A 26,898-nucleotide genomic window follows, 5' to 3' on the forward strand; every position below is an offset into this window, starting at 1 on the left:
GCGTTCGTCCTGAGCCAGGATCAAACTCTCCATTATAGAGTAGTGTTGATTGCTCAATACTGCTGGCGCATCGCCGTCCGAAGACGCACGATTCGCTTTGATCTGCATGATGCTGATCAGTAGTTAAGCCACGAACACTTGGGGTTGAAAAGCTTTGCTCCGATTGCCTTGCGGCAATCCTCGCAAAAGCCGTTCGCGCGCCAAAGCGCTCGTGACGTCTTTCGTTGACGTTTTGCTGTTCAGTTTTCAAGGTTCATGTTATGTCCGTCCTATAAAAGCGACTTCTCTAATTTATCATCGACGTCCAGAAGAGTCAAGCGTTTTTTGCATTTTTTATTATTGCGAAAAACTGTTTCTCTCTTAGCGACGTGTATTATCATAATACGATTCCTATCGCTGTGTCAACGATAAATGCAAAGATATTGTGATTTTATTAAAAGAGAAAGCTATTCGCGGATTCTCAAGCAGCCATTCACTCCGCTTTGACAGATAGGAGCCGGCCCTTCATGGCGAAGGCCGGCTCCTATCTGGGTTGTTCCGATTCAATTCTCTACATAATAATAGCGATGGAAGATGCCCTCGCTTTTAGTATTAACGCTTTCGACAGAAATCAAATCCTTGTCGATGAGATATTCAATGAATACCTCGAGGTTCGAAGAATAATTCCGAAGCTCTTCCTGCTCGTGAAGCTCCTGGATTGTCCAACGCTGTTTTTGTTCCATCACTTCACGGATGTGGCGCGCTCCATCCTTCGTCCGTGAATGAATGAGAAATTCGCTTGCGAGAAATAAAAGCTCCAGCCTTTTTTCCAGCGGCTCATCGCTCATCACCAATTCTTCATAAAGTTTGTAGATTGCCGGTTCCATCTGTTTTACTTGCGCCCAGACTGTCACTTCTGGCGGCAAACCGTTTTCCAGCACTGCAAGCCTTGCCAAATGATGAAGGGATTCTACTATATGATGATATGCATCCAAATAGTTTTTGCCTTCGAAAAAGACTTTCCCTTCTTGATAACGGCGGATCAGCTTCGCGAACTCCATTCCCATCTTTATCTTGCGCCCGTAAAAAGGATAGTCCTTCAGCTCGGTTTTCAGCTTTCCCATAAATTCATTGCGGTCGTAGATAATGCGCCCGTGGAAAAGCCAATCGACAATTTTCCGATTGGTTCCAAGCAACAGCCATTTTTTCAGCTGCTTTTCCGTTACGATGTGCATCGCCGCTTTTTTATCCAAATACGTATAATGCTTTGTATAAACGGACATCTCATTTTCCTTGGTGACGATGAGCAGGATCGAATCGAATGTATCGGTGATCGGACTCACCTTTTCCCGCTTTTCAACAAGCACGACGCCAAGTGTACTTTCCTGGCTGGCCCTCTCCTGATAAATCGGTCTTAGAATTTGTTCCATCTGTTTCCACTCCTTGCATATCTATCTGCTTTTTCTCTATTTCGACATATTTATTCCCTATTCCTGCAACAATGAACCATTATCACTTTTTACCTTCCATTATGATATAGTATGATTGATGCAAGGAGGAAAGAATTTATGAAACCTTATAAAAATAAAATCAACCGAATCCGGACTTTTGCCTTGGCACTTATCTTCATCGGAATCGTTATCATGTATGCCGGTATTTACTTCAAAGACTATCCAGTCGTTATGGTCATTTTCATGTTGCTCGGATTGCTCGCTATCATCGGAAGTACAGCCACCTATGCTTGGATTGGCCTACTGTCCATGAAGACCGTTCCCGTGCAATGTCCGAATTGCGGCCGCCATACGAAAATGCTTGGGCGCGTGGACATGTGCATGCATTGCCGTGAACCGCTGACAATGGATCCGGAACTTGAAGGCAAAGAATTCGACGTCGATTACAATAAAAAGAATAGCTGAATTTGATTTCAGCAAATAAAATCCGCCGCAGATAAATTCTGCGGCGGATTTTTAATTGGCTATAAATAATAAAAAATATAAAAAACGAGCATAAATTTCCTGCTCGTTTTTTATTGGGCTTGCGCGGACTTCCCGCTGCATTGCTGGCACGTCCCATAAATTTCAAGGCGATGGTAATCGACTTGGAATCCGGTAACGTGGGAAGCAAGCTGTTCCACTTCATCCAGGCCAGGATAATGGAAATCGACAATCTTTCCGCAATCATTGCAGATTACGTGATAATGGTCGTTGGTCACAAAATCAAACCGGCTGGAAGAATCGCCGTATGTCAGCTCTTTAACAAGTCCCGCGCTTTTAAAAACGCGCAAATTATTATATACAGTTGCTACACTCATATTTGGGAACGTTTTTTCAAGCGCTCGATAAATATCATCCGCTGTCGGGTGCGCCGTAGAATGAATCATAAACTCTAGGATTGCATGCCGTTGCGGAGTGATTCGGACACCTGTAGACTTCAATGTCTCTAGCGCGTCTTTTAAATGGACTTCAGACATCGCTGTGCACCTCACTTCTTAGATTCTTACATTATAATCGTTATAATTAGTGTACCTAAGCAGAAGGGCGAATGTCAAGAAATCACTATATTAGTAGGCTTTGAAGGCAATAGCTAATGTTAAGATTGGTGAAGATCCTTCTCTTTTCGGCCCAAACGCATATTGACCAGCCGGGCAGCCACAAATAGAAAATCAGACAAGCGGTTCAAATAAGCCAATACGTTCGGGGGAACTTCTTCTCCGATTGAAATCGCTGACCGCTCTGCACGCCTCGCAACCGTACGGGCTACGTGAAGGCCGGCTCCGGCGGGATGTCCACCGGGAAGGATAAAATTGGACAGCGGCGGCACTTCTTCATCAAAACGATCGATCCATCGCTCCAATTTTTCGATGTCTTCTTGGGTCAGCTTCCATTTCACTTCTTTCCCTTTAGGCGTCGCCAATTCAGCCCCTACATGAAACAAAGTCGTCTGGATTTCATGGAAAACGGCATCCAATTCGTCTTTCTCCTGAAAAAATTCCGTTGCCATGTGGCTGATAGCCAAACCGATGGCAGAATTCGCTTCGTCGCAAGATCCGTATGCTTCCACTAATGGATCATTTTTCGCTACCCGCGTCCCGTATACAAGCGAAGTTGTTCCTTTATCGCCCGTCTTTGTATAGATTTTCACCTCAATACCCCTTTTCCATGCTTACCAGATTTGTCGGTTCGTCGTCTTTTGCAAGCCACTTTTTCAAATTCGGCACAAAAACTTGGAGTGCCCGTTCCACATATTTGCCAGAATGGCTGGACGCATGTGGAGAAATGACAATATTCGGCATCCCCCAATAAGGGTGCTCCTGTGGCAGCGGCTCTTGGGCAAAGACATCAAGCACTGCCATCCCGATTTTTTTCGCTTCCAATGCCTCGATCAAAGTTTCGTCCGTGAATAAATCCCCTCGGCCGAAATTCATGAAAATGGCGTCATTTTTCATTGCCTCGAAATGCTCTTTCCTTAACATATTCCGGGTTTCCGCCGTACTTGGAAGCACAGAAATAACAATATCCGCTTTTGGCAACATGCCGAGGATTCCTTCAAATGCGACCATTTCCTCCATATAATCTGCAGCTTTGCCAGTACGGTTGCAGCCGATCGTTTGAACGCCGAATGCCTGCAGCAACCGCCCGATTTCTGAACCGATGGCCCCTGGGCCCAGAATCAGCGCAGTCGACCCACGCAATTCGGACGAACTGGTCTTACGGTTCCATTCGCCTTTATGCTGGCTGTCATAGATAAAAGGCAACGCACGCTTTAACGACAAGATATGTGCCAAGACCGACTCTGCCATCGGCGTTTTATGGATGCCTTTGACATTAGAGACGGTAATGCCGCGCGCAGCTATCGCTTCATGCGGCATTTTTTCAATGCCCGCACTGGCTACCATGATCCATTCCAGATTTCGCGCAGCTTCAATGTCTTCAGCACAGATATCTTCCCCGTATGTCACCAGTACTTGCGCATCTGGCAGATGCGTTTTGTCTTTATAAGTAAAATGGAACTGGACTTCCGGAAATTCTTCCCGCAGCTGTTGCTGCTGATGTTCTTTAGGCAAAAATGTGAATAGGACTTCCATATTCGCTCTCCCCTTTTACTGATTCGTAACCGTCTTGATGGTTTCCAGCACTTCCTGAATGTGGCCTGGCACTTTCACTTTCCGCCATTCCTTAATGACGGTTCCAGTCGGATCGATCAAGAATGTCGAGCGTTCGATTCCCATGAATTCCTTGCCATACATTTTTTTCTCCACCCATACCCCATAGGCTTCTGAAATCTTATGGTCTTCATCGACCAGCAGCGAAAACGGCAAACCATGTTTTTCAATGAATTTCGTATGCTGCTTTTCAGAGTCAGCACTGACTCCTAAAATGACTGCGTTCAATTCGGAAAAGTCTTTTTCCGCATCACGGAAATCACATGCTTGCGTTGTGCAGCCCGGCGTCATATCTTTCGGATAAAAATACAGAACCACATATTTCTTGCCCGCAAAATCCGTTAATGATACAGTTTCCCCCGCTTCGTTTTTCAACGAGAAATCCGGTGCTACCATTCCTTCTGACACTATCATTTCCATCACTCCTTTTCCTACTTCTATCGTACCGGACCAGCGATGCAGTTTCAATTTCTTTGGCGTTTAACAGCGATATTGTCTACAATAAGTAAGAGATTAAACTGGGAGGCAAACATTTATGAATCATTCTACATCCGAAGAGCTTCATGCAGAAGCACTCCAGCACATCGTCGGCGGCGTCAACAGCCCATCACGATCGTATAAAGCGGTCGGCGGCGGTTCGCCTGTCGTCATGGAACGGGCGAAAGGCGCTTACTTCTGGGACGTCGACGGCAATAAATACATCGATTATCTGGCTGCGTACGGTCCGATCATCACTGGCCATGCCCACCCGCACATTACAAAAGCGATCAGCCATGCTGCTGAGACCGGCCTTCTATACGGAACGCCTACACGCCACGAAATCAAGTTCGCCAAAATGCTGAAAGAGGCGATGCCGAAAATGGACAAAGTCCGTTTCGTCAATAGCGGCACCGAAGCGGTGATGACGACTATCCGCGTATCGCGCGCCTATACCGGACGCACGAAAGTCATGAAATTCGCTGGCTGCTACCACGGCCATTCCGATTTGGTGCTGGTTGCTGCGGGTTCAGGCCCGGCGACATTAGGGATCCCGGATTCGGCCGGCGTTCCGAAGACTATTGCTGAAGAAGTCATTACCGTTCCTTTCAACGATCCTGCTGCATTTTCTGAAGCCATGGACCAATGGGGCGATGAGCTAGCTTGTATCCTGGTAGAGCCGATTGTCGGCAACTTCGGCATTGTCGAACCACTTCCTGGATATTTGAAAGAAGTACACCGCGTTGCTGCAGAAAAAGGCGCATTGATTGTCTATGACGAAGTCATCACGGCATTCCGCTTCCATTACGGCGGTGCGCAGGACTTGTCTGGATTGACCCCTGATTTGACTGCTCTTGGAAAAATCATCGGCGGCGGACTGCCGATCGGTGCATACGGCGGCAAGAAAAAAATTATGGATACAGTCGCACCGCTCGGTCCTGCTTATCAAGCTGGCACTATGGCCGGAAACCCGGCGTCCATCCAAGCGGGCATTGCGTGCCTCGAAGTTCTCCAAAAAGACGGAGTTTACGACAAAATGGATAGACTAGGCGCACAATTGGAAAGAGGGATCTTGGCCGCGGCTGAAGAATTTGGTGTTTCAATCACAATCAACCGCTTAAAAGGCGCTTTAACCATCTATTTTACCGATCAGCGAGTCCAAAATTACGAGCAAGCTGAAGCGACGGACGGAGAAATCTTTGCCCGATTTTTTAAATTGATGCTTGAACAAGGCATTAACCTTGCTCCGTCCAAATACGAAGCTTGGTTTTTGACCACTGAGCACACACAGCAAGACGTTGAAGCTTCTATTGCAGCGGTTCGCGAAGCGTTCCGCCAGCTTTAAAGGATTGAAAAAAATACAGAGGAAAGGAGACCAAAAGCTCATGAGACTAGGTGCACGTATATTTAAAACCGGAATCGCCATTTCGTTCGCCTTATTTTTAGCGAATTTACTGGATCTCCCTTCCCCTGTCTTTGCGGGAATTGCGGCGATTTTTGCGATCCAGCCTTCCATTTATCGTTCCTACCTGACTGTTCTCGACCAAGTTTATGGGAATTTGATCGGCGCCGCCATTGCGGTGATGTTCGTTTTGACCCTCGGTTCAAATTACTTGACCATCGGGCTAGCGGCGATGCTTGCGATTGTCATCATGCTGAAGCTGAAACTCCAGACCACCGTGCCCCTGACCTTGGTGACGATCATTGCGATTATGGAATCGCATGACCCAAACTTTTTGTCTTTTGCTTCGTTGCGGTTCGGAACCATCTTGCTTGGAATTTTGGCGTCATTCAGTGTCAACCTGATTTTCCTGCCGCCAAAATACGAAACGCGGCTCTTCACTTCTATCCATGAAGTGAGTGAAGAAGTTATCCGTTGGATTCGCGTTTCCATTCGCCATGCTTCCGCACATACAACATTGAAAGAAGATATTGAAAGCCTCAGCAATAAATTGGACAAGGTGGATCAATGGTATTCATTTTACAAAGATGAGCGGAGCTACACAAAAAAACAACAGTACACGAAAGCGCGGAAACTGGTGCTTTATCGCCAAATGATTGCCACTTCCAAGAAAAGCCTGGAAGTTCTGAAGCGGCTGCATCGTTTTGAAAACGAGTTGACCGACCTGCCGGAACATTTCCACGTGATGGTGCAGGACCGCCTGGAGAGCCTGGCGAGCTACCACGAGCAGCTTTACATGAAGTATGTCGGAAAATTGCGGCCTGAACATAGTGAAACTTCCGGAATCGACGCGTCAGAAAAAAGGCAGGAAATGATGGCGGTTTTTGTGAAGGAAATCAACATCGCCCACGAACAGGAAGGCAACGAATTTTCTATTTATCATCTCATGCACGTCTTATCGGCCATCATCGACTACGAAGAACAGCTGGAGCATTTGGACTTATTGATCATTGCTTACCACAACTACCATTCGGATGAAATTGCTTCAGAAATCGAAAAATCCATATAAAAAGTGCCGGACAAAAATTGTCCGGCACTTTTTATTATGACTTCATGCGTGGATCAAGTGCGTCCCGCAGGCCATCGCCCATCAAATTGAAGCCCAGTACTGTCAGCATAATGGCAATCCCCGGGAAAATCATGGTCCATGGCGCATTTGTCAGATAAGACCGTGAATCTGCCAACATTTTGCCCCATTCAGGTGAAGGCGCCTGCGCTCCAAGTCCAAGAAATCCGAGAGCGGCCGCTTCGATGATTGCTGTTGCAATCGCCAATGTACCCTGCACAATAACAGGTGCCATAGAATTCGGCAATATGTGGGAGAATAAAATTCGATTGTCTTTCATGCCGATTGCTTTCGCCGACATGATGTATTCATCTTCCTTGATGCTCAGTACTTTCGAACGGATCAAGCGACCGAAGTTCGGTACGTTAATGATGGCAATCGCGATTAATGCATTTCGGAGCGACGGCCCAAGAACCGCAACAACTGCAATCGCCAACAAGATACTCGGGAATGCGAGCATGATATCAAAAATTCGGGAAATGATCGTATCCACCCATTTGCCGTAATAGCCAGCCAAGATGCCCAAAATACTGCCGACAACTACTGAAGCGATTACCGCTAAAAAGCCGACCCATAACGAAATTCGGGCGCCGTATACAATCCGCGATAATATATCGCGACCGAAGTCATCCGTCCCCATCCAATTAGCAGCAGAAGGGGGCAAGAGGCGCTTCGACAGGTTTTGTTCGTTGATTCCTTGCGGCGTAAAGAGCGGTCCAAAAATCGCAAGCAAGATGAAAAAAATGACGATTCCCATGCCGACTACCGCAACTTTACTTTTTCGGAAACCGCGCCATGCTTCTTTCCAGGGACCAGCGACTTTTTCCATTTTGATTTCTTTATTATCTGTAACTGCATCAGCCATTTTTTGCTTCCCCCCTTCTAATCATATTTAATACGCGGATCGACCAAGCTGTAAACCAGGTCGACGAATAAGTTGATCATGACGAAGATGAACGCCACGATCAGAATGCCGGATTGGATGACCGGATAATCACGGAAACCGATTGCTTCATAGATATAGCGGCCAATTCCTGGCCATCCGAAAATCGTTTCCGTCAAAATGGCGCCGCCTAAAAGCAAACCCATTTGAAGTCCGATAATCGTCAAAACCGGGATAATCGCATTTTTCAATGCGTGCTTGTAGACAACCCAAAACATTTTCAATCCTTTAGCGCGTGCCGTCCGGACATAATCCGACCGCATCACTTCAAGCATGCTAGACCGCGTCATGCGGGCGATAATCGCCATCGGAATTGTGGCCAGCGCAGTTCCTGGAAGCACCAAATGCTTTAATACGGTCGACAGCTGGTCAAATTGACCGGTGATGATTGTATCTATTACATAAAAATTGGTGATAACCTCGACTGGGTCCCTGACATTCTCACGCCCTGTTGTCGGCAAAATGCCCAGTTCAATCGAAAAGATCCACTGGTTCATCAAACCAAGCCAGAAAATCGGCATCGATACCCCGATCAATGCAATTATCATCGCTAAATAATCGAACCATGAATTTTGAAACCACGCGGAGATGATGCCCGCGTTGATGCCGATGATTACGGCGATGATAATAGCAAAAACAGATAACTCAATTGTCGCAGCCAAGTACGGCCAGATTTCATCTGTTACAGGCGTCCGTGTGCGAAGGGATTGCCCTAAATCACCGGTGATCAGCCCTTTCAGGTAATCAAAATACTGGATATACCACGGATTATCCAACCCTAACGTAGTCCTCAGTGCTTTAATTGCTTCTTCCGAAGCCTGTTGGCCTAAGATAACTTGAGCCGGATCCCCAGGAATTGCGCGGATGATCAAAAATACAATAAATGTCATACCCAGCAATACCGGAATTAATTGCAACAGCCTTCTTCCAATATAGTGAAGCATTTTTCTTCACCTCTCCATCTCTTGCGTTATGTATCCATTAAGGAAAAAAAAGAGGAGAAATCATGATGACCTCTCCTCTTTGAATGCCTACTCTAAATCTACAGATGCCAGTTTATCAGAGCCAGTTGGATGGGCCTTGAAGTTCACGACGTTCTTGCCGCCAGCCAACAACGGTGTAGAGTGCGCAAGTGGAACCCAAGGAGCGTCTGCATGGATGAGTTCCTGTGCCTGTTTGTAAAGGTCGTTACGAACTGTTTCGTCAACCTCAGTCTGTGCTTTGATCAATAGATCATGCAATTCCTGGTTTTTGTAGTACGTGTAGTTGTTCGAACCGATATTGTCCTGATCGAGCAACACATAAAGGAAGTTGTCGGCATCGCCGTTATCGCCTGTCCATCCTAGCAAGAAAGCATCCGCTTCCCCGTTTGCAGCTTTTTCAAGGTATGTGGCCCATTCAAATGAAACGATTTTCGCTGTAACGCCGACATCAGCCAAGTTTTTCTGTATCGCTTCAGCTACTTTTTGGCCATCTGGCATATACGGGCGTGGTACAGGCATTGCATATAGCTCCATTTCGAAGCCATCTGGAAGTCCTGCTTCAGCCAATAATTGTTTTGCTTTTTCAGGATCATATTCATATCCTTCAATATCATCGTTATAGCCGTTGATTACTGGAGGCATCGGATTTTTCGCAACTTCTCCGCGTCCTTCGAAGAAAGCATCAACGATAGCTTGCTTGTCAATCGCGTGGTTCATTGCCTGACGCACTTTTGGATCATCGAAAGGCTCACGTGTAGTCGTCAATCCAAGGTAGCCGACGTTCATTGATGGTCTTTCGAATAACTGAAGATCCGCATTGCCTTCAATTGTTTTGCCGTCAGAAGGTGTAATTCCGTCAGCCAAGTCAATTTCACCAGACAATAATGCGTTCAAACGCGCTGAGTTATCTGGAATCGAACGGAAAATGACTTGATCCAATTTCGGTTCGCCTTCTACCCAGTAATCCGCGTTCTTTTCAATAGTAATAGAATCGTTGCGTTTCCATTCAACAAATTTGAATGGTCCCGTTCCGACTGGCTCATCGCCGAATTTATCGCCCGCAGCTTCAAAAGCAGTAGGTGAAGCGATACCGAAAGAACTCATTGCCAAGTTTTTCAAGAATGGCGCCTGCGGGCGTTTCAACTTGAATTCCACTTCGTAATCGCCAGTAGCTGTTACCGACTCGATTACATGGCCTTCGTCAGCAGCAAATCCGCCGAACATTGAACCATAGTATGGGAACGTATCAGCGTCTCCGCCTGCCCAACGCTCAAAGTTTGCTACAACTGCTTCAGCGTTGAAATCCGTATCATCGTGGAATTTAACGCCTTCTTCAAGTGTGAATGTATACGTCAAACCGTCTTCAGCGGCAACCCATTTAGTAGCTAGGCCAGGATTTATTTCTGTATCCTGCTCACCGAAGTTCACCAATGTATCAAAAATGTTCTTTGTTACCTTATACGATTCCCCGTCTGTTACGGCAATCGGATCCAGCGACACTGAGTCTCCTCCGCGCCCGAAGATCAATACTTTAGGATCCCCAGAATCCCCCGAGTCTCCGCTGTCCCCTTCGTTGTTATCCGAAGTCTCATTGGAACTGCAACCAAACAACGCTGTCGACACCAATAAAAGCATCAAAAATGCCAGTGATAAGAACTTTTTCTTCCCCAAATTTACCCCTCCATTTGTGTTATTTATTATCATTGCGGCCTGCTTTGCTCATAGAGGTGGCAGGCTACAGAATGACCTTTTTCAACTTCTGCAAAAATTGGCACGGTGGTTTCGCAAATATCCATCTTAAACGGACAACGCGTATGGAAACGGCAGCCACTCGGCGGGTTGGCCGGATTCGGCACATCGCCTTTGATGATGATTTCTTCGCGGACAAAATCCGGATCCGGCACCGGTACTGCTCCAAGCAATGCCTGTGTATACGGATGCAGCGGCTTTTCGTAAAGTGCTTCGCTGTCCGCCAGTTCCGCCATTTGCCCAAGGTACATGACGCCAACCCGGTCGCTGATATGGCGAACCACGCCGAGATCGTGGGCGATGAATATATAAGTCAATTTCAATTCCTTCTGCAGATCCTGCATCAAGTTCAATACCTGCGCCTGAATCGATACATCAAGAGCCGAAACGGGCTCGTCTGCGATAATCAATTTTGGATTCGTCATCAAAGCCCGTGCAATTCCGATGCGCTGGCGCTGTCCGCCGCTGAATTGGTGCGGATAGCGTTTCGCATGGTAGCTGCTGAGGCCGACGATTTCCAAGAACTCGTGAACTTTTCTTTTGCGCTCTTTCGGATCGCCGATGTTGTGGACATTCAGCGGCTCCATGAGAATCTTTTCAATCGTATGCCTTGGATTTAAGGACGCATAAGGGTCCTGAAAAACCATTTGGATATCGCGGCGCATTTTTCGCATATCAGCGTTCGAGATGCTGGTCAATTCTTTGCCGTCAAAAAACACTTTGCCTTCTGTCGGCTCCAGCAGGCGCATTAGCATGCGGCCAGTCGTAGACTTGCCGCAGCCCGATTCGCCTACGATTCCAAGAGTCTCCCCTTCATTGACCGTGAACGATACATCATCGACAGCTTTCACATAGTTTTTTACTTGGCCGAGAATACCTGATTTGATCGGGAAATATTTCTTCAACCCTTCAACTTTTAACAACGGTTCTGTCATGCGGCTGCACCTCCTTCGGATCGTATAGGAAGCAGCGGGTCTGATGGTCTTCCGCTGTCAAATAAAGCGGCGGGCTTTCGGAAATGCACCGATCGAACGCGAATTCGCAACGGGCTGCAAATCTGCAGCCCGTTTTGATCGTTCCCGGCTTCGGCACGTTTCCTGGAATCGAGTACAGACGTTCTTTCTTAAAGCGCATATCTGGAACCGATGCCAGTAATCCGCGCGTATACGGATGCTGCGGATCTTTAAAAATCGTGTGCACCGGACCTTCTTCCACCACTTTTCCAGCGTACATGACGATGACCCGTTCACAAGTTTCCGCTACGACACCCAGGTCATGCGTGATCAACAACACAGCAGTGTCCAGCCGCTCATTCAAGTTTTTAATGAGCTTCAGGATCTGCGCCTGAATTGTTACGTCCAGCGCGGTCGTCGGCTCATCCGCTATCAGTACTTTCGGGTCGCAGAGCAAGGCCATTGCAATCATTACCCGTTGGCGCATTCCGCCAGAAAGCTGATGGGGATAATCCTTCATCAGCCCTTCTGCGCGTGGCAGTCCGACCAGCTTCATCATTTCAACCGCACGGTCGTTGATCTTTTTCTTCGACCAATCCCGCTTGTGGATTTTTACTGCTTCGCGCAATTGGTCGCCGATTGTAAACAAAGGATTCAGCGACGTCATCGGCTCTTGGAAAATCATCGCGATGTCGTTGCCGCGGATTTCACGCATCTCTTTTTCTTTTAGATGGGTCAAATCCTTATTCTGAAATAAAATTTCACCGCCAACAATTTTTCCTGGAGGGCTTGGAACCAGACCCATGATCGATAGTGAAGTGACACTTTTTCCACAACCTGACTCACCGACTATCCCTAGCACTTCGCCTTCACGGATATAGAAATCTATGTCATCAACCGCAGGCACCTCACCGTCATCAGTGAAAAAAGAGGTTTTTAAGCCATTAACTTCCAATATTTTTTTACGGTCTTCCACAATGCCACCCCTTTGCCATCTTCTTTAAACTGAAAATTCTATGTGTTTATATTATACGTAACATTAGTATTATTGCAATAGCTTATCAAATATTACACAGTTTTTCCCATAAGTGCAAAAAAGCCCCCGAAGATTTTCGGGGGCTGAACTTGCTATTAAACAAATTGTTGGACTTGAAAAAGGCTGGCGTAAACGCCTTGTTGTTTCATTAACTCATCATGCGTACCTTTTTCGGCCAGCTTGCCGTGGTCGATGACGATAATCTGATCGGCATGCGTAATCGTCGATAGCCTGTGGGCAACGATTAACGTGGTACGGTCATGTGCGAGGCGCTCCAACGAATCCTGAATCAGTGATTCGCTTTCCAGATCAAGCGCAGATGTCGCTTCATCTAAAATGAGGATTGGCGGGTTCTTCAGAAATACCCGCGCAATGGCGATGCGCTGTTTTTGCCCGCCCGATAATTTGACGCCGCGCTCGCCGACTTTTGTATCATAGCCTTCAGGCAGCAATTCGATAAAGTCATGTGCGTTCGCTGCTTTCGCCGCGGCTTCCACTTCTGCATCAGTGGCATGTGGTTTCCCCATAAGAATATTGGATTTTACTGAATCGCTGAACAAAATCGAATCTTGCAGCACAAGCCCGATTTGGTCGCGCAGCGTGTGGATAGTAACATCCCGCAAATCGTGGTCATCCATATAAATACCACCGCTCGTAACGTCATAGAACCTCGGAATCAGCGAGACAATCGTCGACTTGCCGCCGCCACTCATGCCGACGAATGCTATAGTTTCGCCCGGCTTGACCGTGAAATTCAAATCAGACAAAACTTCAGTTCCGCCATTATTGTACTGGAATGTGACATCGCGGAATTCAAGTTTGCCGTCCACCACTTTCAAGTCTTTGGCGCCTTTGCGATCCGTTACTTCATATTCTTCATCGACCAATTCAAACACGCGGTCCATAGAAGCAATAGCTTGAGTCAATGTCGTCGAAGAGTTCACCAAGCGGCGAAGCGGATTATAAAGGCGTTCGATATAAGCGATGAACGCCACCATTGTCCCAAGCGTCAAGTTTCCTTGGATAACTTGATAGCCCGCAAATCCGATTACGAGCAGCGGTGCAATATCGGTGATCGTATTGACGACAGCAAAAGCTTTTGCGTTCCATTTCGTATGGGCGATCGCTTTATCCAGGAAGTCGTCATTCGTTTCATCAAATAATTTTTGTTCATGTTTTTCCAGCGCGAAACTTTTGATAATGCTCATGCCCTGAACACGTTCGTGCAGATAGCTTTGGACATTCGCCAATGCCTGCGAACGGTCGCGCGTTAAATCGCGCAGCCGCCCGAAGAAAAATTTGACGCTGAACGCGTAGAACGGGAATGCCAGAAGTGCGACAATCGTCAGCGGTACATCCATTGTCAGCATGATTGCGATGGCAATCAGGATTGTCGCGAGATCGAGCCAGAGATTCATAAGCCCGATCATGACAAAGTTTTTTGTCTGTTCAACATCATTGATGACGCGCGAAATGATTTCGCCTGCGCGCGTATTCGCATAATAGCGCAAGCTCAGCCGTTGCATATGCCCATAAAGGTGCTGTCGGATATCATAAAGGATTTTATTGCTGACTAGTTGAGCGTAATATTGCCGGAAATATTCGATCGGCGGCCGGAAGATGAAGAACAGGATAGCTGTTCCACCGAGCCACCAGTAAAGTTGCTCGAGTTTTTCATCGCTCGATAACCCATCCGCACCGATAATGTCATCGATAACGATTTTGATCAGCAATGGAATGAACAGCGGAATCGCAAATTTAAAAATACCGATGATGATCGTCAAAACAATTTGCCAGGTATAAGGCTTCACAAATTGCATATAGCGTTTCGTACTGCTGGGTTTCGTATTGCTCAATTCTTTCACTCCATTCTCTTCAAAACGAAAAACCTGTTGGCGAGCAACAGGTTTTCCATTTAATCACTAAGACGGCACTGCCGGTAAAAGTCATACCGGTTTGTCCATACGTCGATGAAGTCCGGGGCAAATGGCCCTCTCCGCTGTTTGATCCAGCCAATTAGCTTTTCCACATTGCGGTGGAGGATCTGGTCAATTACTTCCGGATAACCCATCTGCCTTTTATGGTCTTCATATTCGTCTTCGTCCAGCAAGGTATACGACATATCAGGAAACACTTTAACATCCAAATCATAATCGATGTACTTTAACGAGCCATTATTATAAACGAATGGAGAACTCACATTGCAATAATAATACACTCCATCTTCACGCAGCATGCAAATGATATTGAACCAATGTTCTGCATGGAAATAGCAAATTGACGGTTCTCGCGTCAACCATGTTCTGCCATCCGATTCAGTGACCATCGTCCGTTCATTCGCACCGATCACTATGTTATTAGTCCCTTTCAATACTGTAGTTTCCTGCCAGACACGGTGGATTCGGCCGTTGTGTTTGTAGCTGTGGATTTGTATTGTTTCTCCCTCCACGGGAATCGCCATGTCCATCCCACCTTTTCGCCTAACCGTATATATTTTCATTGTCCTGACAATTATATCAATCAATTCTGAAAACATACAGCGAAAAGGCACAAAGGCTTAAGTATAGAAGGATTACATGACGATCGAACGGCCGCCATCGACGATAATCGTCTGCCCACGGATCATATCCGCGTGGTCGGAAATCAGGAATAGCGCGGCTTTTACCATATCATCGATCTCGACCATCCGTCCTGCAGGCGTGTTGACGCGCGCATCATTCAATAATTCTTCGCGGTTAGGGAAATGCGTCAATGCCTCAGTATCGATCGCGCCGCCGGAAACCGTATTGACTGCAATTCCTTTCGGAGCCAATTCAACGGCCAAGTAACGTGTAAGTGACTCAACAGCAGCTTTGGAAACGCCTATAGTGGTATAATTTTCCAAATAACGAATAGAACCTAATGAACTGATGCCGATGATTTTTCCGCCGCTATCCATTAGTTTTGCCGCTTCCTGCGCACCGAATAACATCGCTTTCGCATTGATGTTCATTGTCCAGTCCCAATGTGATTCTTCCAATTCCATCACCGGGCGAAGTACGCCGGATGCCGCATTCGACACAAAGACGTCCAGACGGCCGAATTCTTCTTTGATCGTTTCGAACATGCCGCGCAATTTTTCCACGTCGCCGACATTCGCACGTACGAGCAGCGCTTTTTGCCCTCTAGCTTCGATTTCCTTTACCGTATCAAGCGCCGCCGTTTTGCTGCGGGCGTAATTGACTACGATGTCATACCCTTGTTCCGCGAGGGCAATCGCCAATGCTTTGCCTAACCCTCTGCTGCTTCCTGTCACCAATGCCACTTTTTGTGCCGCCATATTCAAACATCTCCTCTTTGTCGTAAAGCTTCTTTCATCTTTCGGACCGGCCCTGCGACCGGCAGCAATTCGAGCTCCTCCGCCGTCACCCATTTCATATGGGAAGGCACTGTGAGGCCATCGCCTTGCGCAATAAATCCATCCACATTCCATGTTAAATGAGAAAAGACATGTTTGAAAGAAGTAATTTGCTCTGTATTTTCCACCGTTCCTTTGAAATTTTCGGAAAGATGTTCATCTAGGCCTTCGGGAAGAACCGCTCCTCCCATTTCTACCATTGGGAATTGCCACATATTCGCCAACAGCCCTGATTCAGGCCTTTTTTCCATCAACACCGTTTCACCGCTGCGGATGGCCAGCATTGCATAGTATAGCTCTTTGCTCTTTTTCGCTTTCGTTTTCACCGGCAGCTCATGCTGCCGCCCTTCGTGAAACGCTCCGCATTGTTCACGCACAGGACAAAGCAGGCATTTAGGCGAAGTCGGCGTACAAATCAAAGCCCCCAGCTCCATCAACCCTTGATTGAAGAAAGACGGATTTTCATGGCTGATAATTTCCATCACTGCTTCTTCGAATATCTTGCGTGTTTTCGGCTTCGCGATATCTTCCTCTACAAGCAGAATCCGAGACAGCACACGCATGACATTGCCGTCTACGGCGTGCTCAGGAATTCCATAGGCAATGCTCAGCACTGCTCCTGCTGTATACGGCCCGACACCTTTCAGCGACGAGATGTCCTTTCGGGTCGAAGGCACGATGCCATTATACTTTTCAGCTACTTCTTTTACACCAGCCTGGAGGTTGCGTGCTCGGGAATAATACCCAAGGCCTTCCCATTGCTTAAGCAAAACTTCCTCTTCGGCATTCGCCAAATCATTCAAAGTAGGGAATTTCTCGACAAAGCGTTTATAATAAGGGATAACCGTATCAACGCGCGTTTGCTGCAGCATGATTTCCGATATCCAGATCTGATATGGATCTGCAGTTCGCCGCCACGGTAAATCGCGTTTTTCTTCGGCAAACCAGCTGATTAAATCTTCTTGGAATTGCTTGCTGTCAAATTCTATTGGTATTGCCTCCATTCGATTAGATTATACGTCTTGATTCCGGGGTATAGATTTTATACGGGAATACTATCATTTTATCAAAATTAATGCCCGACAACCAAATTTCGCCGCCTAGGAAAGGGGATGAGGCAATGGATACAGGTACACATATTGTTATGGGCATCGCCCTTGGCGGACTTGCAATGGCGGATCCGGTTGTAGCCAGCCACCCGGCGACAGCAACTGCTGTCATCGCCGGCACCATCATAGGCTCCCAGATCCCGGATATCGATACCGTCCTGAAACTTCGCAGCAATGCGATTTATATACGGCATCATCGCGGCGCGACGCATTCAATTCCCGCCGTGCTGTTATGGCCCATCCTGCTGACCGCCGCTATCGGATTCGCATTTCCGTCTGCCGATATGCTGCATCTATGGATGTGGACTTTCCTCGCCGTGTTCCTGCACGTCTTCGTCGATATTTTCAATTCTTACGGCACGCAGGCGCTGCGCCCATTCTCCAACCGCTGGGTCGCATTAGGCGTCATCAATACTTTTGACCCGATTATTTTCGGAATGCATCTAGTGACGTTGATGTTCTGGGCATTCGGCTCGAATCCGGTTTGGACGATGACAATCCTTTATGTCGTGCTGTTTTTCTATTATGTCTTGCGTTTCGCTGTGCAAGGCGCTGTCAAGCATGCCGTGCGCAATACAATCCCAGGCACGACGAACATCATCGTGGCACCGACCATACGATTTCTAGAATGGCGAGTAGCAGCCGATACGGAGCAGCATCATTACGTCGGCCGGGCTTATGGCCGTTCCATCAACATCTACGACAAATTCGAGAAACTTGCGTTGCCGGAATCCAATCATTTGTTCCAGACCGCATTGAAAGACAAGAACTTATCTGCTTTCGTGTCATTTTCCCCTCTTTACCGCTGGGAAATTAACGAATACGGCAAGATCTATGAAGTGCGGCTGATTGATCTGCGCTACCGCAGCAATGATTATTATCCCTTTGTAGCGGTTGCCCATCTCGACGAAAATTACAAAGTGGTCAATTCGTACACAGGCTGGATTTTCAGTGAAGATAAGCTCAGGAAGAAACTCGATTTCAGCCACAACTGAATACAATAAAAAACGCACACAGCCGTGTGCGTTTTTTTAATTCACCGAGTCATTTATAAGATGTGCGTATTTCGGATTGGTGCCGGCGAATTCGTGAATCTTGTCGCCGTAGCTCTCGATCCATTGGCGAATGACTTTCTCCACAACAGCCGTTCCTTGATAATCAAATCCTGCTTTAGCATATGAAGCTTCAAAATCCGACACAAGAAGCTCAATCCATGTGCGGGCTTTTTCGTCCGATAGATTCGGGTTCTTCTCTAATAATTCAGCAGTCAATTCTTCGATTGTCTCATTCATCCGTTTACTTCCCTTCTTTCAGCGGGCGCAGCATCGAAATCGGCAGCGCTTCTGTGTATTTTTCTCCACCGAGGCGATAGCCCCAAGCGAAACGCCCATTTAAATAATCAATCTGGAAATAGACGTTGGGGTCGCCTTCAATGCGGTAGACCTCGCCTTTTTTAAAATCCTCCGGATCCAGCAAATACGCAGCGGCCATGACAGCTTTTCGTTCAAGCACCGCAAATTCGTTGACGATGCCAAGTTGTTCCGCTTTTCGTGCCTTTTCTTTCAAACGCCCGATTTCCGCTCGCAATTCATGTTCATTCATATCGCTGTAACGTTTCTCTTCAATCATCTTCTTGCTCCTTTTTCTCTACGTACTCGCTGATAACTTCGCCCGGGAAGCCTTTTTGATAAAGCCCTTGCTTCACTTTCGATATTAAATCACGGCCCGAGAGCTTCTTGCTGTGCTTATTCCATAATTTATCGCCTTGCTCGGTGACGCTTTCCGTCCACTGGTCTTCATCTTTCTCCAAGTCCAGGTCAGCAATTGCCTGCTTGATGAGCGTGTATGAATAGCCTTTGCGCATCAGCGAATCGTTTATTTTTTGCTTGATTTGGCTTGGCGTCTTCGCACTTTCTTTTGCGGCGATTTTTTCCGCCAGCCCTTTGGCGACTTCTAATTGCTGTTCTTCAGAATAGGAATCCAAGACGTCTTTTTGCACTTGTTTATCAATCCCTCTCTTTTGCATATCCTGCTGGATGGCCTTTGGGCCTTTTTTGCTGGATTTCACTTGCGTCCGCATAAGCGCTTCTGAAAATGCGCGGTCATCCAAAAAATTAAATGTATATAGTTTTTTGACGGCCTCGTCGATAACGGCGTCGCCAAATTCTTTTTCTTTCAGTTTCTTGCGCACTTCGCCTTCGCTGCGCATCCGGAACCCCAGGTAATAAAGGGCTTTATTATACGCTTTGCGGACTTCGTCTTCGAAATTGATTTCTTCGAGCGTCCATTGGTCGACTTCTTTGCCTTTAGTCAGCTGATACCGGATCAGCACTGCTTCATCGACACTGAAAGCAAACTTTTCCTCCAGGTAGATATTGTATCTCTCCGGATTGTTCTTGCCCCGTGTTATTTTAGAAATAATCGGCATCTGCCGGCACCTCTCTTCCTTATTCATTATACTCTTTCAAGTGCTTAAATGCATCGATTCAGGGTACTATTAGAAGAAACGGAGGCGATGAGAATGAAGATTGCAATTACTGGCGGAACAGGCTTTTTAGGCAAGGAATTGACGCGTCTTTTCCACACAAACGGCCATATCGTATATATTTTGACAAGAAGCCCGAAAGAATCGACGCCCAATACCAAATATGTCCAATGGCTGAAAGAGGGAGCCACACCAGAACGGCAGCTCGAAGGCATTGATGCCATCGTCAACTTGGCGGGTTCTTCCATTAATGATGGCCGCTGGAGCGAACAGCAGAAACGGGAAATCTACAATAGCCGCATGGAAGCGACGGAAGAAGTGCTGCGGATCATCGGCAAGCTGATCCAGAAACCGCAGACATTGATCAATGCCAGCGCAATCGGCATTTACCCTGCTTCTGAAACGGCCACTTATACGGAAACTTCACCGGAAACCGGCACGGATTTCTTAGCGCGCACGGTTGTCGACTGGGAAAAACTCGCAGATCATGCGAAAGTCCACGGCGTGCGGGTCGCCTATGGCCGCTTCGGCATCCTGCTCGGAAAAAATGCAGGGGCGCTGCCGCTTATGGCGCTGCCTTATAAATTATTTGCTGGCGGCACTGTCGGTTCCGGGCAGCAATGGGTTTCTTGGGTCCATGTCACAGATGCTGCTCGGGCGATTCAATTCGCGCTGGAAACGAAAGAGCTTGAAGGAGCTTTTAACGTTACTGCGCCGCAGCCGCAGCGAATGAAAGAGTTTGGAAAAGAAATCGGCCATGCTTTGCACCGTCCGCATTTGATTCCGGTTCCTGGCATCGCTTTAAAACTTGCGCTCGGCGACAAAAGCCGCCTCGTGTTAACTGGCCAGCGCGCCCTGCCGACAGTGCTCGAACAGCATGGCTTCCAATTCAAATTTCCGGATTTGCCGTCAGCACTGGCTCATATCTATAAATAAGACTATAATGGACGGATGCATAATATGAAGGACGTGACCGAATGAACGAAACACCTATTATCGAAGAAGGGATGAAATTCCCTTTGACGATCAAACGGCTTGGTATCAACGGAGAAGGAATCGGCTATTACAAACGAAATGTCGTGTTTGTGCCTGGCGCATTGCCGGGGGAAGAGATCACCGCACAAATAACAACAGTCAAACGCAATTTCGCGGAAGCCCGCATTTTAAAAATGCGGACAGCTTCCCCCCATCGCCAGACGCCGCCTTGCCCGATTTACGACGCGTGCGGAGGCTGCCAATTGCAGCATTTGGAATACAGCCAGCAGCTGGTCGAAAAACGCGATCTGGTCATGCAGGCTTTAGAGCGTTACCTGAAAGGCGTCAACGTGAAAGTCGAAGAAACGATTGGCATGGAAGACCCATGGCGCTACCGCAACAAGAGCCAATTTCAGACCCGCTTAAAAGGTCAGAAAGTGATTGCCGGATTATTTGCTGAAGGGTCGCATCAATTGCTGGATATCGAGCAATGCATTGTGCAGCATCCGGATACCACTGTCATTACAAATGCGGTCAAACGCATCTTGGAAGAATTGAAAATGCCGATTTATGACGGCAAAACGATGAAAGGCATCATCCGTACCATCGTTGTGCGGACCGGCGTCCAAACTGGTGAAATCCAGTTGGTTCTTGTAACGACGCGCGCAAAATTGCCGCAAAAAGAGCTCCTGTTGGAAAAACTTCAAACAATTGATACCAATCTTGTATCAATTGTCCAAAACGTCAACAAAGAAAAAACGTCTTTGATATTCGGCGACGAAACCATCACGCTATACGGCAAGGATACAATCCACGAAGAATTGGGCGAGCTGGCATTCGACTTGTCGGCACGCGCGTTCTTCCAATTGAATCCGCGCCAGACAGTAAAGTTATACGATGAAATTAAACGCGCCGCGCAATTGACCGGCAACGAATCAATCGTCGACGCCTATTGCGGCGTCGGCACAATTGGTTTGTGGCTGGCAGACGGCGCTAAAGAAATCCGCGGCATGGACGTTATCCATGAAAGTGTGGTCGATGCAAAAGCCAACGCTAAAAAACAAGGCGTGACTGCGAAATACGTCACCGGCACCGCAGAAAAATGGCTCGAACTGTGGAGCAACGAAGGCTTTGTGCCTGATGTGCTGACAGTCGACCCCCCGCGTACCGGTTTGGATGATTCGTTATTGAAAACGATTTTGAAGGTCCAGCCGAAGCGTTTCGTTTACACTTCGTGCAACCCTTCGACATTGGCAAAGGATTTGCAGCAATTGTCAAAAGTCTATGACATAAAATACATCCAGCCTGTCGATATGTTCCCGCAAACTGCGCAAGTCGAAGCGGTTACCTTGCTGGAAAGAAAAAAATAAGCAGGTTTTAATTGTTCTAACGCAAAAAGGGCATGGACGCCATTCGGCTGTCCATGCCCTTTTATTTCATTTCCAGCGTCATTCTTGCAGAGTTGCTTGTTTTGCTTGTTCCGATTGGCGTCTGCCGCGTGTCAAGATGAGTAGAAACAACAATAGCAGCATCACCGATATCAGCAGAAGGAAGCTTAAGCCGCCTGCATGTTCGATGAACAGCCCGCCAAGAAATGGCCCCGATAAACTGCCGATGCTGAACGCAATGCCGCATAGCAGATTGCCCGTCGGCAGCAATTCTTTTGGCAGCAGATCTGCCATAAAGGAAATGCCGAGTGAAAACATCGATCCGACACACATGCCAGCGGCCGCAAAAAAGGCCACTGTCAGCCAGGCTTGCGTCTCAAAAAAGCTGGCTGCACCAAACGTCACAGCGCCGCCCATCAAACCGAACAACAGCACATTTTGCCGGCCGATCCGGTCGCTCAAGGCGCCGAGCGGCAATTGAGTCGCAATCGCGCCTAACGAGAAAGCCGCAAGCATGACCGAGACCATCCCCACTTCAATTGACTGGCGCAGTGCATAAACCGGGTAAATAGCATGGATGGAAGCTTCGAGAAAGCCGTAGCCGAGCGGCGGCAAAAATGCCACCCAGGCAAGCACCAAAGCCGCTTTAAAACGGCCGAGTGTCCCTTTCTTCGCCATTGCCCCGACCGAAACTTCCGGAAAATCATTGTCCAGGAAAAAAACCAGTGACCATGCCACCAGGCACAGCAAGCCGGAAATGATGAACGGCAATGCTTCAAAAACTTCAATCAGCGGCACAAACAGCGGCCCAGATCCGAACCCGATGCTGAAAGACATGCCATAAATCGCGATATTGCGCCCAAGCCGGTGCTGAGGAGAAAAACTGGTAATCCAGGTCTGCGTCGAAAAATGCAGCGCCTGATCGCCTACGCCGATAAGAATGCGCAAGACGAACCAGAAAAAGACGCTTTTCCACAGTGGAAACAGCAGCAGCGAAACGATTACCAGCCCCCCACCGACTAATAGCAAAGGCTTATAACCGAACCGGCGCAATTGGGGTTCCATGAATGGTGCAATAACCAATGTTCCGATATAAAGGCCCGTGGCACTAAGTCCATTCAATGCTGATGACACGCCATCTTGTTCAAAAATAACTGCAATCAATGGCAGCAGCATGCCTTGTGAAAATCCTGAAATGGAAACGATCGCCACCAAAATCCAAAACCGGCCCTGCCCGCTTTTCAATAAATCCTTCATATTTCCTCCTATAGCAAGCACGTTCTTTTGATTTTAAAAAGAATTCAGCTACAATTTTAACACAAGGAGGAGATTTTAGATGAAATTTACAATGACAGAAAATGGTTTTGCGGGAGATCTGCCGTTCGGTACATTGAACGTTTCCACAAATGAGGAATTTGGATTTCGTCCGTACCAATTGATGGTCGCTTCACTGGCGATCTGCAGCGCAGGAATTGTGCGGAAGGTATTGGAGAAAAAACGGATGCCGGCAGACGACATTCAAGTGGAAGTGAAAGAAGTCGTCCGGATCGACGAAGAAGCTGGGCGCATTGCGAAAGTCCATCTCCACTTTGTAATCAAAGGCGATGTCGACGATTCCAAAATGGAACACGTCCTGCAATTGACCCGGAAAAACTGCTCCATGGTACGCTCAGTAGAAGATTGCATTGAAGTGGTTGAAACCTACGAACTTATCCAATAAATAACAAATAAGGCCCAGTCCGTGTCTGAATTTCAGATCGCGGCTGAGCCTTTACGTTTCTTCAATATTCTCTTGGTTTTTCATAGCTCTTATTTCTTCGGCTAAGCTGCCGGCGAAATGTACGAACCCCCTCCTTATTGTTCTAACACGATTGGTTTCGTCGATTTCCCTTCGGCCTCCCCTCGCTGTTATTAGTCTAAATCTAACACAGAAATATAATTAAGTAAATATTCAAAACATTAAAAGAGGATAATTCACTCTTTTTACCTATATAAGTTGATTCAAAGAAGCAGCAGAATGAAAATCGCTCCGGTCACTTTGGTCAGTGCAAAGACGATTGCTTCTGCCTCTGTCTCTGTCCCTGCAACGCTTCGCTAGCTAAGGGACATGAAAAACCGTTGCATCGCTGCGCTAGCTTCGGGACATTAAAGAGCGTTGCAGCACTTCGTGCTTCGTCGCAAAGGTATTTCCCCAATCCTTGGGTCAATACCTTTGTAGCTGTTTTGCGGAATATCGCTTATTGATATTCATTAGTTCAACTTATATAGATTATATTGAAAAAAGGCGGTTTTTCCTCTATTATTAGGGATGGAAAGAGGTGTACCAAATGGGAAAATCCATCACGAATAAAGAACAGCAAGTTGATTATATGAAACAACGCTTGAATATCTTCCTGGAAGTATTGGATACCATCGAACCGGAAAACACGGAACTTGAAGACATCGACCGCCTGATTGCTATGGTTGACGACCTTGAAGACAAAATGCAGCAATTCAAATCCCGCCCAACTGAAGACCAATAATATGTAGACCAACCGTTGCCTTTGGGCAGCGGTTTTTTATTGCTATTAGGCAGTTCAAAAGATTAAAAGTTTAGATAACTATATGATGGTATGAAGAAAAAGTACTGACCACTGAGATAAGGGGGGCCGGAGGATTGTTCTAGTTTTAAAAAGAAGGCGCAAATATAGCTTTTATTCGTACCAATAGCGAATTGATTGCTGCTTTTGCAGCGGGCATTTTGATCCTCCTGGCTTACAATTTGGAAACGCAAGAACTCTCCGCCTACTACCCCGCCGTCTATCTACTGGCATTCGGTATCGGCGGCAATGTTAAAGCGCAATATGGCAGCAAAAAACCATTGATGGGTGAAGGCGCAGATGTAGCCCTCGAAACAGCGGATATCATCTTGATGAAAAACGATTTATCGCGCATCGCTTACTCGATCCGTCTGGTAAAGAAAATGCAGCGCATTGTCAAAAAGAACATCTTTTTTTCATTGGCGTCATCATTGTACTGATCATCTCTAATTTCTTTCAGGCCATTACGCTGCTGCTCGGCGTGCTCGGCTATGAAGGCAGCACCATCCTGGTCATCTTGAATGGCTTGCGGATGTTGAACCGGAATGTCTGAACACGCAAAAAACCCGCGAACCTTTTCAGGCTTCGCGGGTTTTTCGTATGGCTGAGAATTTATCGCGTCTGCCTTGCATGACAGCATTCATTTGGCCGCCGATCAAAAGCAACATCGCAGAAATATACAGCCACAGCATCATGAGGATGATACCCCCGATGCTGCCATATGTAGCTGAAAAATTCCCAAAATTATTGATATAAGTCGAAAACCCATAGGAAATGATGAGCCAACCGACTGTGGTAAAGACGGCGCCTCCCAATACACTCCGGACATCCAGTTTGACGCTCGGCGCAATCCAATAAATGACCGAACAGACAATGAAAATGATTAGGAACGGAATAGTGTATCGGATAATTCCCCATAATACCAGAAAGCCTGCTTCCAGTCCGAGGTAGCTGAAAATGAGAAGCCCTACTTGGCGCCCGAAAATCGGCAGCACAAGTGCAACAATCAAAATGAAAATCATCAGGATGGTCAATAAAATCGACATGCCTCGCGTTACCAGCAACGAGCGTTTTTCTTCCACTCCATAGGATTTGTTTAAGGATTTAATCAATGAATCCATACCAAGGCTAGCAGACCAGATCGTGGCGATAAGACCGAATGACAACAGACCACCATTTTGGTTGGTCAGTATCTCGTTGAGCGTCTCTTCAATCAAGAGATAGATTTCATCCGGTACAACCTGGATCAGGAATTGGTACACCTGATCTTTTTTCAGGTTTAAATATGGCAATAGCGTAATCAAAAAGATGAGTAACGGAAAAATGGATAACAGGAAAAAGAACGCTAACTGCGCTCCCAATCCTACAACATCCATATCTGCTACCCGTTTTTTCAGCTCTTTCATAAACCCTTTGCCCGTCGTAACATCGTACTTAACATCAAGGTTATTCAAGCGCTCTTTGGTTTCTTTAAATTCGTTGTCCATGTTTTTAGGCTCGATTTGACTTAAGCCTTTTTTGAAGAATTTGATGATGAGTTAAAGTTGTTTGAAGAATTTCCAGATCCTGCAGTGCTTGACGAGCTGTTATCGTCTCCGAGCTTAGTTGTCGGCGATGGGTTGTCTTCTTTAAAAGCAGAAGCCACATCATCTTTCGTATCCACAATTGCGTCTTTCGTTTCAACAAAAGCTTGCTTCGTTTCAAGCGCCATTTCTTTTACTTGTGGAGTAAGGCCTTTCAGTTCATTCACTTTTTCGCCTACGTAAGATGCATCTTCCGAAATGCGTGAGTATAAGTTTTGAACTTTTTCAGCTTGCTGTTTAGCATCAGAAACAAATTCTTCACGGTTTTGGGCATAATATTTCGCGTTGCTTGAAAGGCTCTTCGATTTGTTCATGACATCATTTCTCGTTTTGCGATCGAATAACGATACGATAACTCCTAGTGCTGCTCCTACTAATAATCCTTGCAATAATTTGTTTTGGCTCATTGTAATTTCCTCCTAGTGTAATTGTAGTACTTGCGTCTACTGTGGTTTTTTCCCTAATCATCTGAAAACTAAACTTGTCTGCAATTTTATTTTTCAGAAAAGGCTTGACTCTTCGTTTAATATTTCGGAATATTAACTCTAAGGGTGGTGAGCATTCGACTGTAC

28 protein-coding genes and 1 pseudogene are annotated in these 26,898 nt (G+C 46.7%); 9 read left to right on the forward strand and 20 right to left on the reverse strand.

Features of this window, described 5'->3' with window-relative positions; all coding sequences use genetic code 11:
* Positions 1 to 542: 542 nt before the first annotated feature.
* On the reverse strand, positions 543 to 1,409 hold the full coding sequence (locus tag AC4EHB_RS15860; RefSeq protein WP_490976644.1) for a nucleotidyltransferase-like protein: 867 nt from the start codon (positions 1,407 to 1,409) through the stop codon (positions 543 to 545).
* Between the two features lie 138 nt (positions 1,410 to 1,547).
* Between AC4EHB_RS15860 and AC4EHB_RS15865 the strand changes: the two genes are divergently transcribed.
* Complete coding sequence (locus tag AC4EHB_RS15865; RefSeq protein ID WP_135505114.1) at positions 1,548 to 1,895, forward strand: YgzB family protein; 348 nt, start codon at positions 1,548 to 1,550, stop codon at positions 1,893 to 1,895.
* A 110-nt stretch (positions 1,896 to 2,005) separates the two neighbouring features.
* On the opposite strand, the gene perR is transcribed toward AC4EHB_RS15865, so the two are convergent.
* From perR to bcp, 4 genes are all read right to left on the reverse strand, one after another.
* Entirely contained in the window at positions 2,006 to 2,449 is a 444-nt protein-coding gene (perR, locus tag AC4EHB_RS15870) for a peroxide-responsive transcriptional repressor PerR (RefSeq protein ID WP_135505116.1), read from the reverse strand.
* Positions 2,450 to 2,568: 119 nt separating this feature from the next.
* Positions 2,569 to 3,120 (reverse strand): cob(I)yrinic acid a,c-diamide adenosyltransferase, encoded by a 552-nt coding sequence (locus tag AC4EHB_RS15875; RefSeq protein ID WP_490976643.1) that lies wholly within the window; start codon positions 3,118 to 3,120, stop codon positions 2,569 to 2,571.
* Position 3,121: 1 nt separating this feature from the next.
* Complete coding sequence (locus AC4EHB_RS15880) at positions 3,122 to 4,063, reverse strand: D-2-hydroxyacid dehydrogenase (RefSeq protein ID WP_490982031.1); 942 nt, start codon at positions 4,061 to 4,063, stop codon at positions 3,122 to 3,124.
* A 15-nt stretch (positions 4,064 to 4,078) separates the two neighbouring features.
* Positions 4,079 to 4,555: a thioredoxin-dependent thiol peroxidase gene (bcp, locus tag AC4EHB_RS15885; RefSeq protein WP_490982032.1), complete on the reverse strand. Its 477-nt coding sequence runs from the start codon at positions 4,553 to 4,555 to the stop codon at positions 4,079 to 4,081.
* A gap of 121 nt (positions 4,556 to 4,676) precedes the next feature.
* Here bcp and AC4EHB_RS15890 point away from each other — a divergent pair, with 121 nt between their 5' ends.
* Complete coding sequence (locus AC4EHB_RS15890) at positions 4,677 to 5,963, forward strand: glutamate-1-semialdehyde 2,1-aminomutase (protein ID WP_490982033.1); 1,287 nt, start codon at positions 4,677 to 4,679, stop codon at positions 5,961 to 5,963.
* 40 nt (positions 5,964 to 6,003) lie between these two features.
* Positions 6,004 to 7,089, forward strand: coding sequence for an FUSC family protein (locus AC4EHB_RS15895; RefSeq protein ID WP_490982034.1), 1,086 nt, complete (start codon positions 6,004 to 6,006; stop codon positions 7,087 to 7,089).
* 34 nt (positions 7,090 to 7,123) lie between these two features.
* Here AC4EHB_RS15895 and nikC read toward each other — a convergent pair whose 3' ends face one another.
* The 9 genes from nikC to mutY all read right to left on the reverse strand — a co-directional run bounded on the left by nikC (position 7,124) and on the right by mutY (position 17,211).
* On the reverse strand, positions 7,124 to 8,011 hold the full coding sequence (gene nikC / locus AC4EHB_RS15900) for a nickel transporter permease (protein WP_490982035.1): 888 nt from the start codon (positions 8,009 to 8,011) through the stop codon (positions 7,124 to 7,126).
* Positions 8,012 to 8,028: 17 nt separating this feature from the next.
* Positions 8,029 to 9,033 carry an ABC transporter permease gene (locus AC4EHB_RS15905; protein WP_490982036.1) on the reverse strand — a complete coding sequence of 335 codons (1,005 nt, stop codon included), beginning with the start codon at positions 9,031 to 9,033 and terminating at the stop codon, positions 8,029 to 8,031.
* 87 nt (positions 9,034 to 9,120) lie between these two features.
* Entirely contained in the window at positions 9,121 to 10,743 is a 1,623-nt protein-coding gene (locus tag AC4EHB_RS15910) for an ABC transporter substrate-binding protein (protein WP_490982037.1), read from the reverse strand.
* A gap of 29 nt (positions 10,744 to 10,772) precedes the next feature.
* Positions 10,773 to 11,756, reverse strand: coding sequence for an ABC transporter ATP-binding protein (locus AC4EHB_RS15915; RefSeq protein ID WP_490976635.1), 984 nt, complete (start codon positions 11,754 to 11,756; stop codon positions 10,773 to 10,775).
* Positions 11,731 to 12,750: an ABC transporter ATP-binding protein gene (locus AC4EHB_RS15920; RefSeq protein ID WP_490982038.1), complete on the reverse strand. Its 1,020-nt coding sequence runs from the start codon at positions 12,748 to 12,750 to the stop codon at positions 11,731 to 11,733. Before AC4EHB_RS15920 ends, AC4EHB_RS15915 begins: the two co-directional genes overlap by 26 nt.
* A 155-nt stretch (positions 12,751 to 12,905) precedes the next feature.
* Positions 12,906 to 14,630 (reverse strand): ABC transporter ATP-binding protein, encoded by a 1,725-nt coding sequence (locus AC4EHB_RS15925; protein WP_490976649.1) that lies wholly within the window; start codon positions 14,628 to 14,630, stop codon positions 12,906 to 12,908.
* Between the two features lie 95 nt (positions 14,631 to 14,725).
* On the reverse strand, positions 14,726 to 15,271 hold the full coding sequence (gene ntdP / locus AC4EHB_RS15930; RefSeq protein ID WP_183736527.1) for a nucleoside tri-diphosphate phosphatase: 546 nt from the start codon (positions 15,269 to 15,271) through the stop codon (positions 14,726 to 14,728).
* Positions 15,272 to 15,382: 111 nt separating this feature from the next.
* The gene (gene fabL, locus AC4EHB_RS15935; RefSeq protein WP_490976633.1) at positions 15,383 to 16,129 is read right to left on the reverse strand and encodes an enoyl-[acyl-carrier-protein] reductase FabL; all 747 of its coding nucleotides are present in this window, start codon (positions 16,127 to 16,129) and stop codon (positions 15,383 to 15,385) included.
* Between the two features lie 2 nt (positions 16,130 to 16,131).
* The gene (mutY, locus tag AC4EHB_RS15940) at positions 16,132 to 17,211 is read right to left on the reverse strand and encodes an A/G-specific adenine glycosylase (RefSeq protein ID WP_490976632.1); all 1,080 of its coding nucleotides are present in this window, start codon (positions 17,209 to 17,211) and stop codon (positions 16,132 to 16,134) included.
* 116 nt (positions 17,212 to 17,327) lie between these two features.
* Between mutY and AC4EHB_RS15945 the strand changes: the two genes are divergently transcribed.
* Complete coding sequence (locus AC4EHB_RS15945; protein WP_490976631.1) at positions 17,328 to 18,311, forward strand: metal-dependent hydrolase; 984 nt, start codon at positions 17,328 to 17,330, stop codon at positions 18,309 to 18,311.
* A 36-nt stretch (positions 18,312 to 18,347) separates the two neighbouring features.
* Here the strand turns inward: AC4EHB_RS15945 and AC4EHB_RS15950 are convergent, their stop codons facing one another.
* From AC4EHB_RS15950 to recX, 3 genes are read right to left on the reverse strand one after another with little or no spacing between them, the layout of a single operon-like run.
* Positions 18,348 to 18,608, reverse strand: coding sequence for a YfhJ family protein (locus AC4EHB_RS15950; protein ID WP_490976630.1), 261 nt, complete (start codon positions 18,606 to 18,608; stop codon positions 18,348 to 18,350).
* A 4-nt stretch (positions 18,609 to 18,612) separates the two neighbouring features.
* Positions 18,613 to 18,945, reverse strand: a complete 333-nt coding sequence (locus tag AC4EHB_RS15955; protein ID WP_490982039.1) for a YfhH family protein — start codon at positions 18,943 to 18,945, stop codon at positions 18,613 to 18,615.
* Positions 18,938 to 19,744 carry a recombination regulator RecX gene (gene recX, locus AC4EHB_RS15960; RefSeq protein ID WP_490976628.1) on the reverse strand — a complete coding sequence of 269 codons (807 nt, stop codon included), beginning with the start codon at positions 19,742 to 19,744 and terminating at the stop codon, positions 18,938 to 18,940. Before recX ends, AC4EHB_RS15955 begins: the two co-directional genes overlap by 8 nt.
* A 93-nt stretch (positions 19,745 to 19,837) precedes the next feature.
* On the opposite strand from recX, the gene AC4EHB_RS15965 reads away from it, so the two are divergent.
* On the forward strand, positions 19,838 to 20,737 hold the full coding sequence (locus AC4EHB_RS15965) for a TIGR01777 family oxidoreductase (protein ID WP_490982040.1): 900 nt from the start codon (positions 19,838 to 19,840) through the stop codon (positions 20,735 to 20,737).
* 41 nt (positions 20,738 to 20,778) lie between these two features.
* The gene (gene rlmD / locus AC4EHB_RS15970) at positions 20,779 to 22,146 is read left to right on the forward strand and encodes a 23S rRNA (uracil(1939)-C(5))-methyltransferase RlmD (protein ID WP_490976626.1); all 1,368 of its coding nucleotides are present in this window, start codon (positions 20,779 to 20,781) and stop codon (positions 22,144 to 22,146) included.
* A 78-nt stretch (positions 22,147 to 22,224) separates the two neighbouring features.
* Here the strand turns inward: rlmD and AC4EHB_RS15975 are convergent, their stop codons facing one another.
* A complete protein-coding gene (locus tag AC4EHB_RS15975) occupies positions 22,225 to 23,421 on the reverse strand; it encodes an MFS transporter (protein ID WP_490982041.1) in 1,197 nt (398 codons plus the stop codon).
* A gap of 79 nt (positions 23,422 to 23,500) precedes the next feature.
* Here AC4EHB_RS15975 and AC4EHB_RS15980 point away from each other — a divergent pair, with 79 nt between their 5' ends.
* The 3 genes and pseudogenes from AC4EHB_RS15980 to AC4EHB_RS15990 form a co-directional block, all read left to right on the forward strand.
* Complete coding sequence (locus AC4EHB_RS15980) at positions 23,501 to 23,884, forward strand: OsmC family protein (protein WP_490976624.1); 384 nt, start codon at positions 23,501 to 23,503, stop codon at positions 23,882 to 23,884.
* 607 nt (positions 23,885 to 24,491) lie between these two features.
* A complete protein-coding gene (locus tag AC4EHB_RS15985) occupies positions 24,492 to 24,686 on the forward strand; it encodes an SE1561 family protein (protein WP_490976623.1) in 195 nt (64 codons plus the stop codon).
* Between the two features lie 341 nt (positions 24,687 to 25,027).
* Positions 25,028 to 25,296, forward strand: a pseudogene (locus tag AC4EHB_RS15990) (heavy metal translocating P-type ATPase); the annotation flags it as partial.
* 25 nt (positions 25,297 to 25,321) lie between these two features.
* Here AC4EHB_RS15990 and AC4EHB_RS15995 read toward each other — a convergent pair.
* Positions 25,322 to 26,230, reverse strand: a complete 909-nt coding sequence (locus AC4EHB_RS15995) for a YihY/virulence factor BrkB family protein (protein WP_490976622.1) — start codon at positions 26,228 to 26,230, stop codon at positions 25,322 to 25,324.
* Between the two features lie 20 nt (positions 26,231 to 26,250).
* Entirely contained in the window at positions 26,251 to 26,733 is a 483-nt protein-coding gene (locus AC4EHB_RS16000) for a YtxH domain-containing protein (RefSeq protein WP_490976621.1), read from the reverse strand.
* Between the last annotated feature and the right edge of the window lie 165 nt (positions 26,734 to 26,898).

The sequence above is a fragment of the Planococcus sp. TJ-302 genome, assembly GCF_058268455.1.

What these genes read in the sequence shown, in the direction of transcription:
- AC4EHB_RS15860 (WP_490976644.1), bottom strand. Translation starts at nt 1,409, where the DNA reads ATGGAACAAATTCTAAGACCGATTTATCAGGAGAGGGCCAGCCAGGAA.
- AC4EHB_RS15865 (WP_135505114.1), top strand. Translation starts at nt 1,548, where the DNA reads ATGAAACCTTATAAAAATAAAATCAACCGAATCCGGACTTTTGCCTTG.
- perR (WP_135505116.1), bottom strand. Translation starts at nt 2,449, where the DNA reads ATGTCTGAAGTCCATTTAAAAGACGCGCTAGAGACATTGAAGTCTACA.
- AC4EHB_RS15880 (WP_490982031.1), bottom strand. Translation starts at nt 4,063, where the DNA reads ATGGAAGTCCTATTCACATTTTTGCCTAAAGAACATCAGCAGCAACAG.
- bcp (WP_490982032.1), bottom strand. Translation starts at nt 4,555, where the DNA reads ATGATAGTGTCAGAAGGAATGGTAGCACCGGATTTCTCGTTGAAAAAC.
- AC4EHB_RS15890 (WP_490982033.1), top strand. Translation starts at nt 4,677, where the DNA reads ATGAATCATTCTACATCCGAAGAGCTTCATGCAGAAGCACTCCAGCAC.
- AC4EHB_RS15895 (WP_490982034.1), top strand. Translation starts at nt 6,004, where the DNA reads ATGAGACTAGGTGCACGTATATTTAAAACCGGAATCGCCATTTCGTTC.
- nikC (WP_490982035.1), bottom strand. Translation starts at nt 8,011, where the DNA reads ATGGCTGATGCAGTTACAGATAATAAAGAAATCAAAATGGAAAAAGTC.
- AC4EHB_RS15905 (WP_490982036.1), bottom strand. Translation starts at nt 9,033, where the DNA reads ATGCTTCACTATATTGGAAGAAGGCTGTTGCAATTAATTCCGGTATTG.
- AC4EHB_RS15915 (WP_490976635.1), bottom strand. Translation starts at nt 11,756, where the DNA reads ATGACAGAACCGTTGTTAAAAGTTGAAGGGTTGAAGAAATATTTCCCG.
- AC4EHB_RS15925 (WP_490976649.1), bottom strand. Translation starts at nt 14,630, where the DNA reads ATGCAATTTGTGAAGCCTTATACCTGGCAAATTGTTTTGACGATCATC.
- ntdP (WP_183736527.1), bottom strand. Translation starts at nt 15,271, where the DNA reads ATGGCGATTCCCGTGGAGGGAGAAACAATACAAATCCACAGCTACAAA.
- fabL (WP_490976633.1), bottom strand. Translation starts at nt 16,129, where the DNA reads ATGGCGGCACAAAAAGTGGCATTGGTGACAGGAAGCAGCAGAGGGTTA.
- mutY (WP_490976632.1), bottom strand. Translation starts at nt 17,211, where the DNA reads ATGGAGGCAATACCAATAGAATTTGACAGCAAGCAATTCCAAGAAGAT.
- AC4EHB_RS15945 (WP_490976631.1), top strand. Translation starts at nt 17,328, where the DNA reads ATGGATACAGGTACACATATTGTTATGGGCATCGCCCTTGGCGGACTT.
- AC4EHB_RS15950 (WP_490976630.1), bottom strand. Translation starts at nt 18,608, where the DNA reads ATGAATGAGACAATCGAAGAATTGACTGCTGAATTATTAGAGAAGAAC.
- AC4EHB_RS15955 (WP_490982039.1), bottom strand. Translation starts at nt 18,945, where the DNA reads ATGATTGAAGAGAAACGTTACAGCGATATGAATGAACATGAATTGCGA.
- recX (WP_490976628.1), bottom strand. Translation starts at nt 19,744, where the DNA reads ATGCCGATTATTTCTAAAATAACACGGGGCAAGAACAATCCGGAGAGA.
- AC4EHB_RS15965 (WP_490982040.1), top strand. Translation starts at nt 19,838, where the DNA reads ATGAAGATTGCAATTACTGGCGGAACAGGCTTTTTAGGCAAGGAATTG.
- rlmD (WP_490976626.1), top strand. Translation starts at nt 20,779, where the DNA reads ATGAACGAAACACCTATTATCGAAGAAGGGATGAAATTCCCTTTGACG.
- AC4EHB_RS15975 (WP_490982041.1), bottom strand. Translation starts at nt 23,421, where the DNA reads ATGAAGGATTTATTGAAAAGCGGGCAGGGCCGGTTTTGGATTTTGGTG.
- AC4EHB_RS15980 (WP_490976624.1), top strand. Translation starts at nt 23,501, where the DNA reads ATGAAATTTACAATGACAGAAAATGGTTTTGCGGGAGATCTGCCGTTC.
- AC4EHB_RS15985 (WP_490976623.1), top strand. Translation starts at nt 24,492, where the DNA reads ATGGGAAAATCCATCACGAATAAAGAACAGCAAGTTGATTATATGAAA.
- AC4EHB_RS15995 (WP_490976622.1), bottom strand. Translation starts at nt 26,230, where the DNA reads ATGGACAACGAATTTAAAGAAACCAAAGAGCGCTTGAATAACCTTGAT.
- AC4EHB_RS16000 (WP_490976621.1), bottom strand. Translation starts at nt 26,733, where the DNA reads ATGAGCCAAAACAAATTATTGCAAGGATTATTAGTAGGAGCAGCACTA.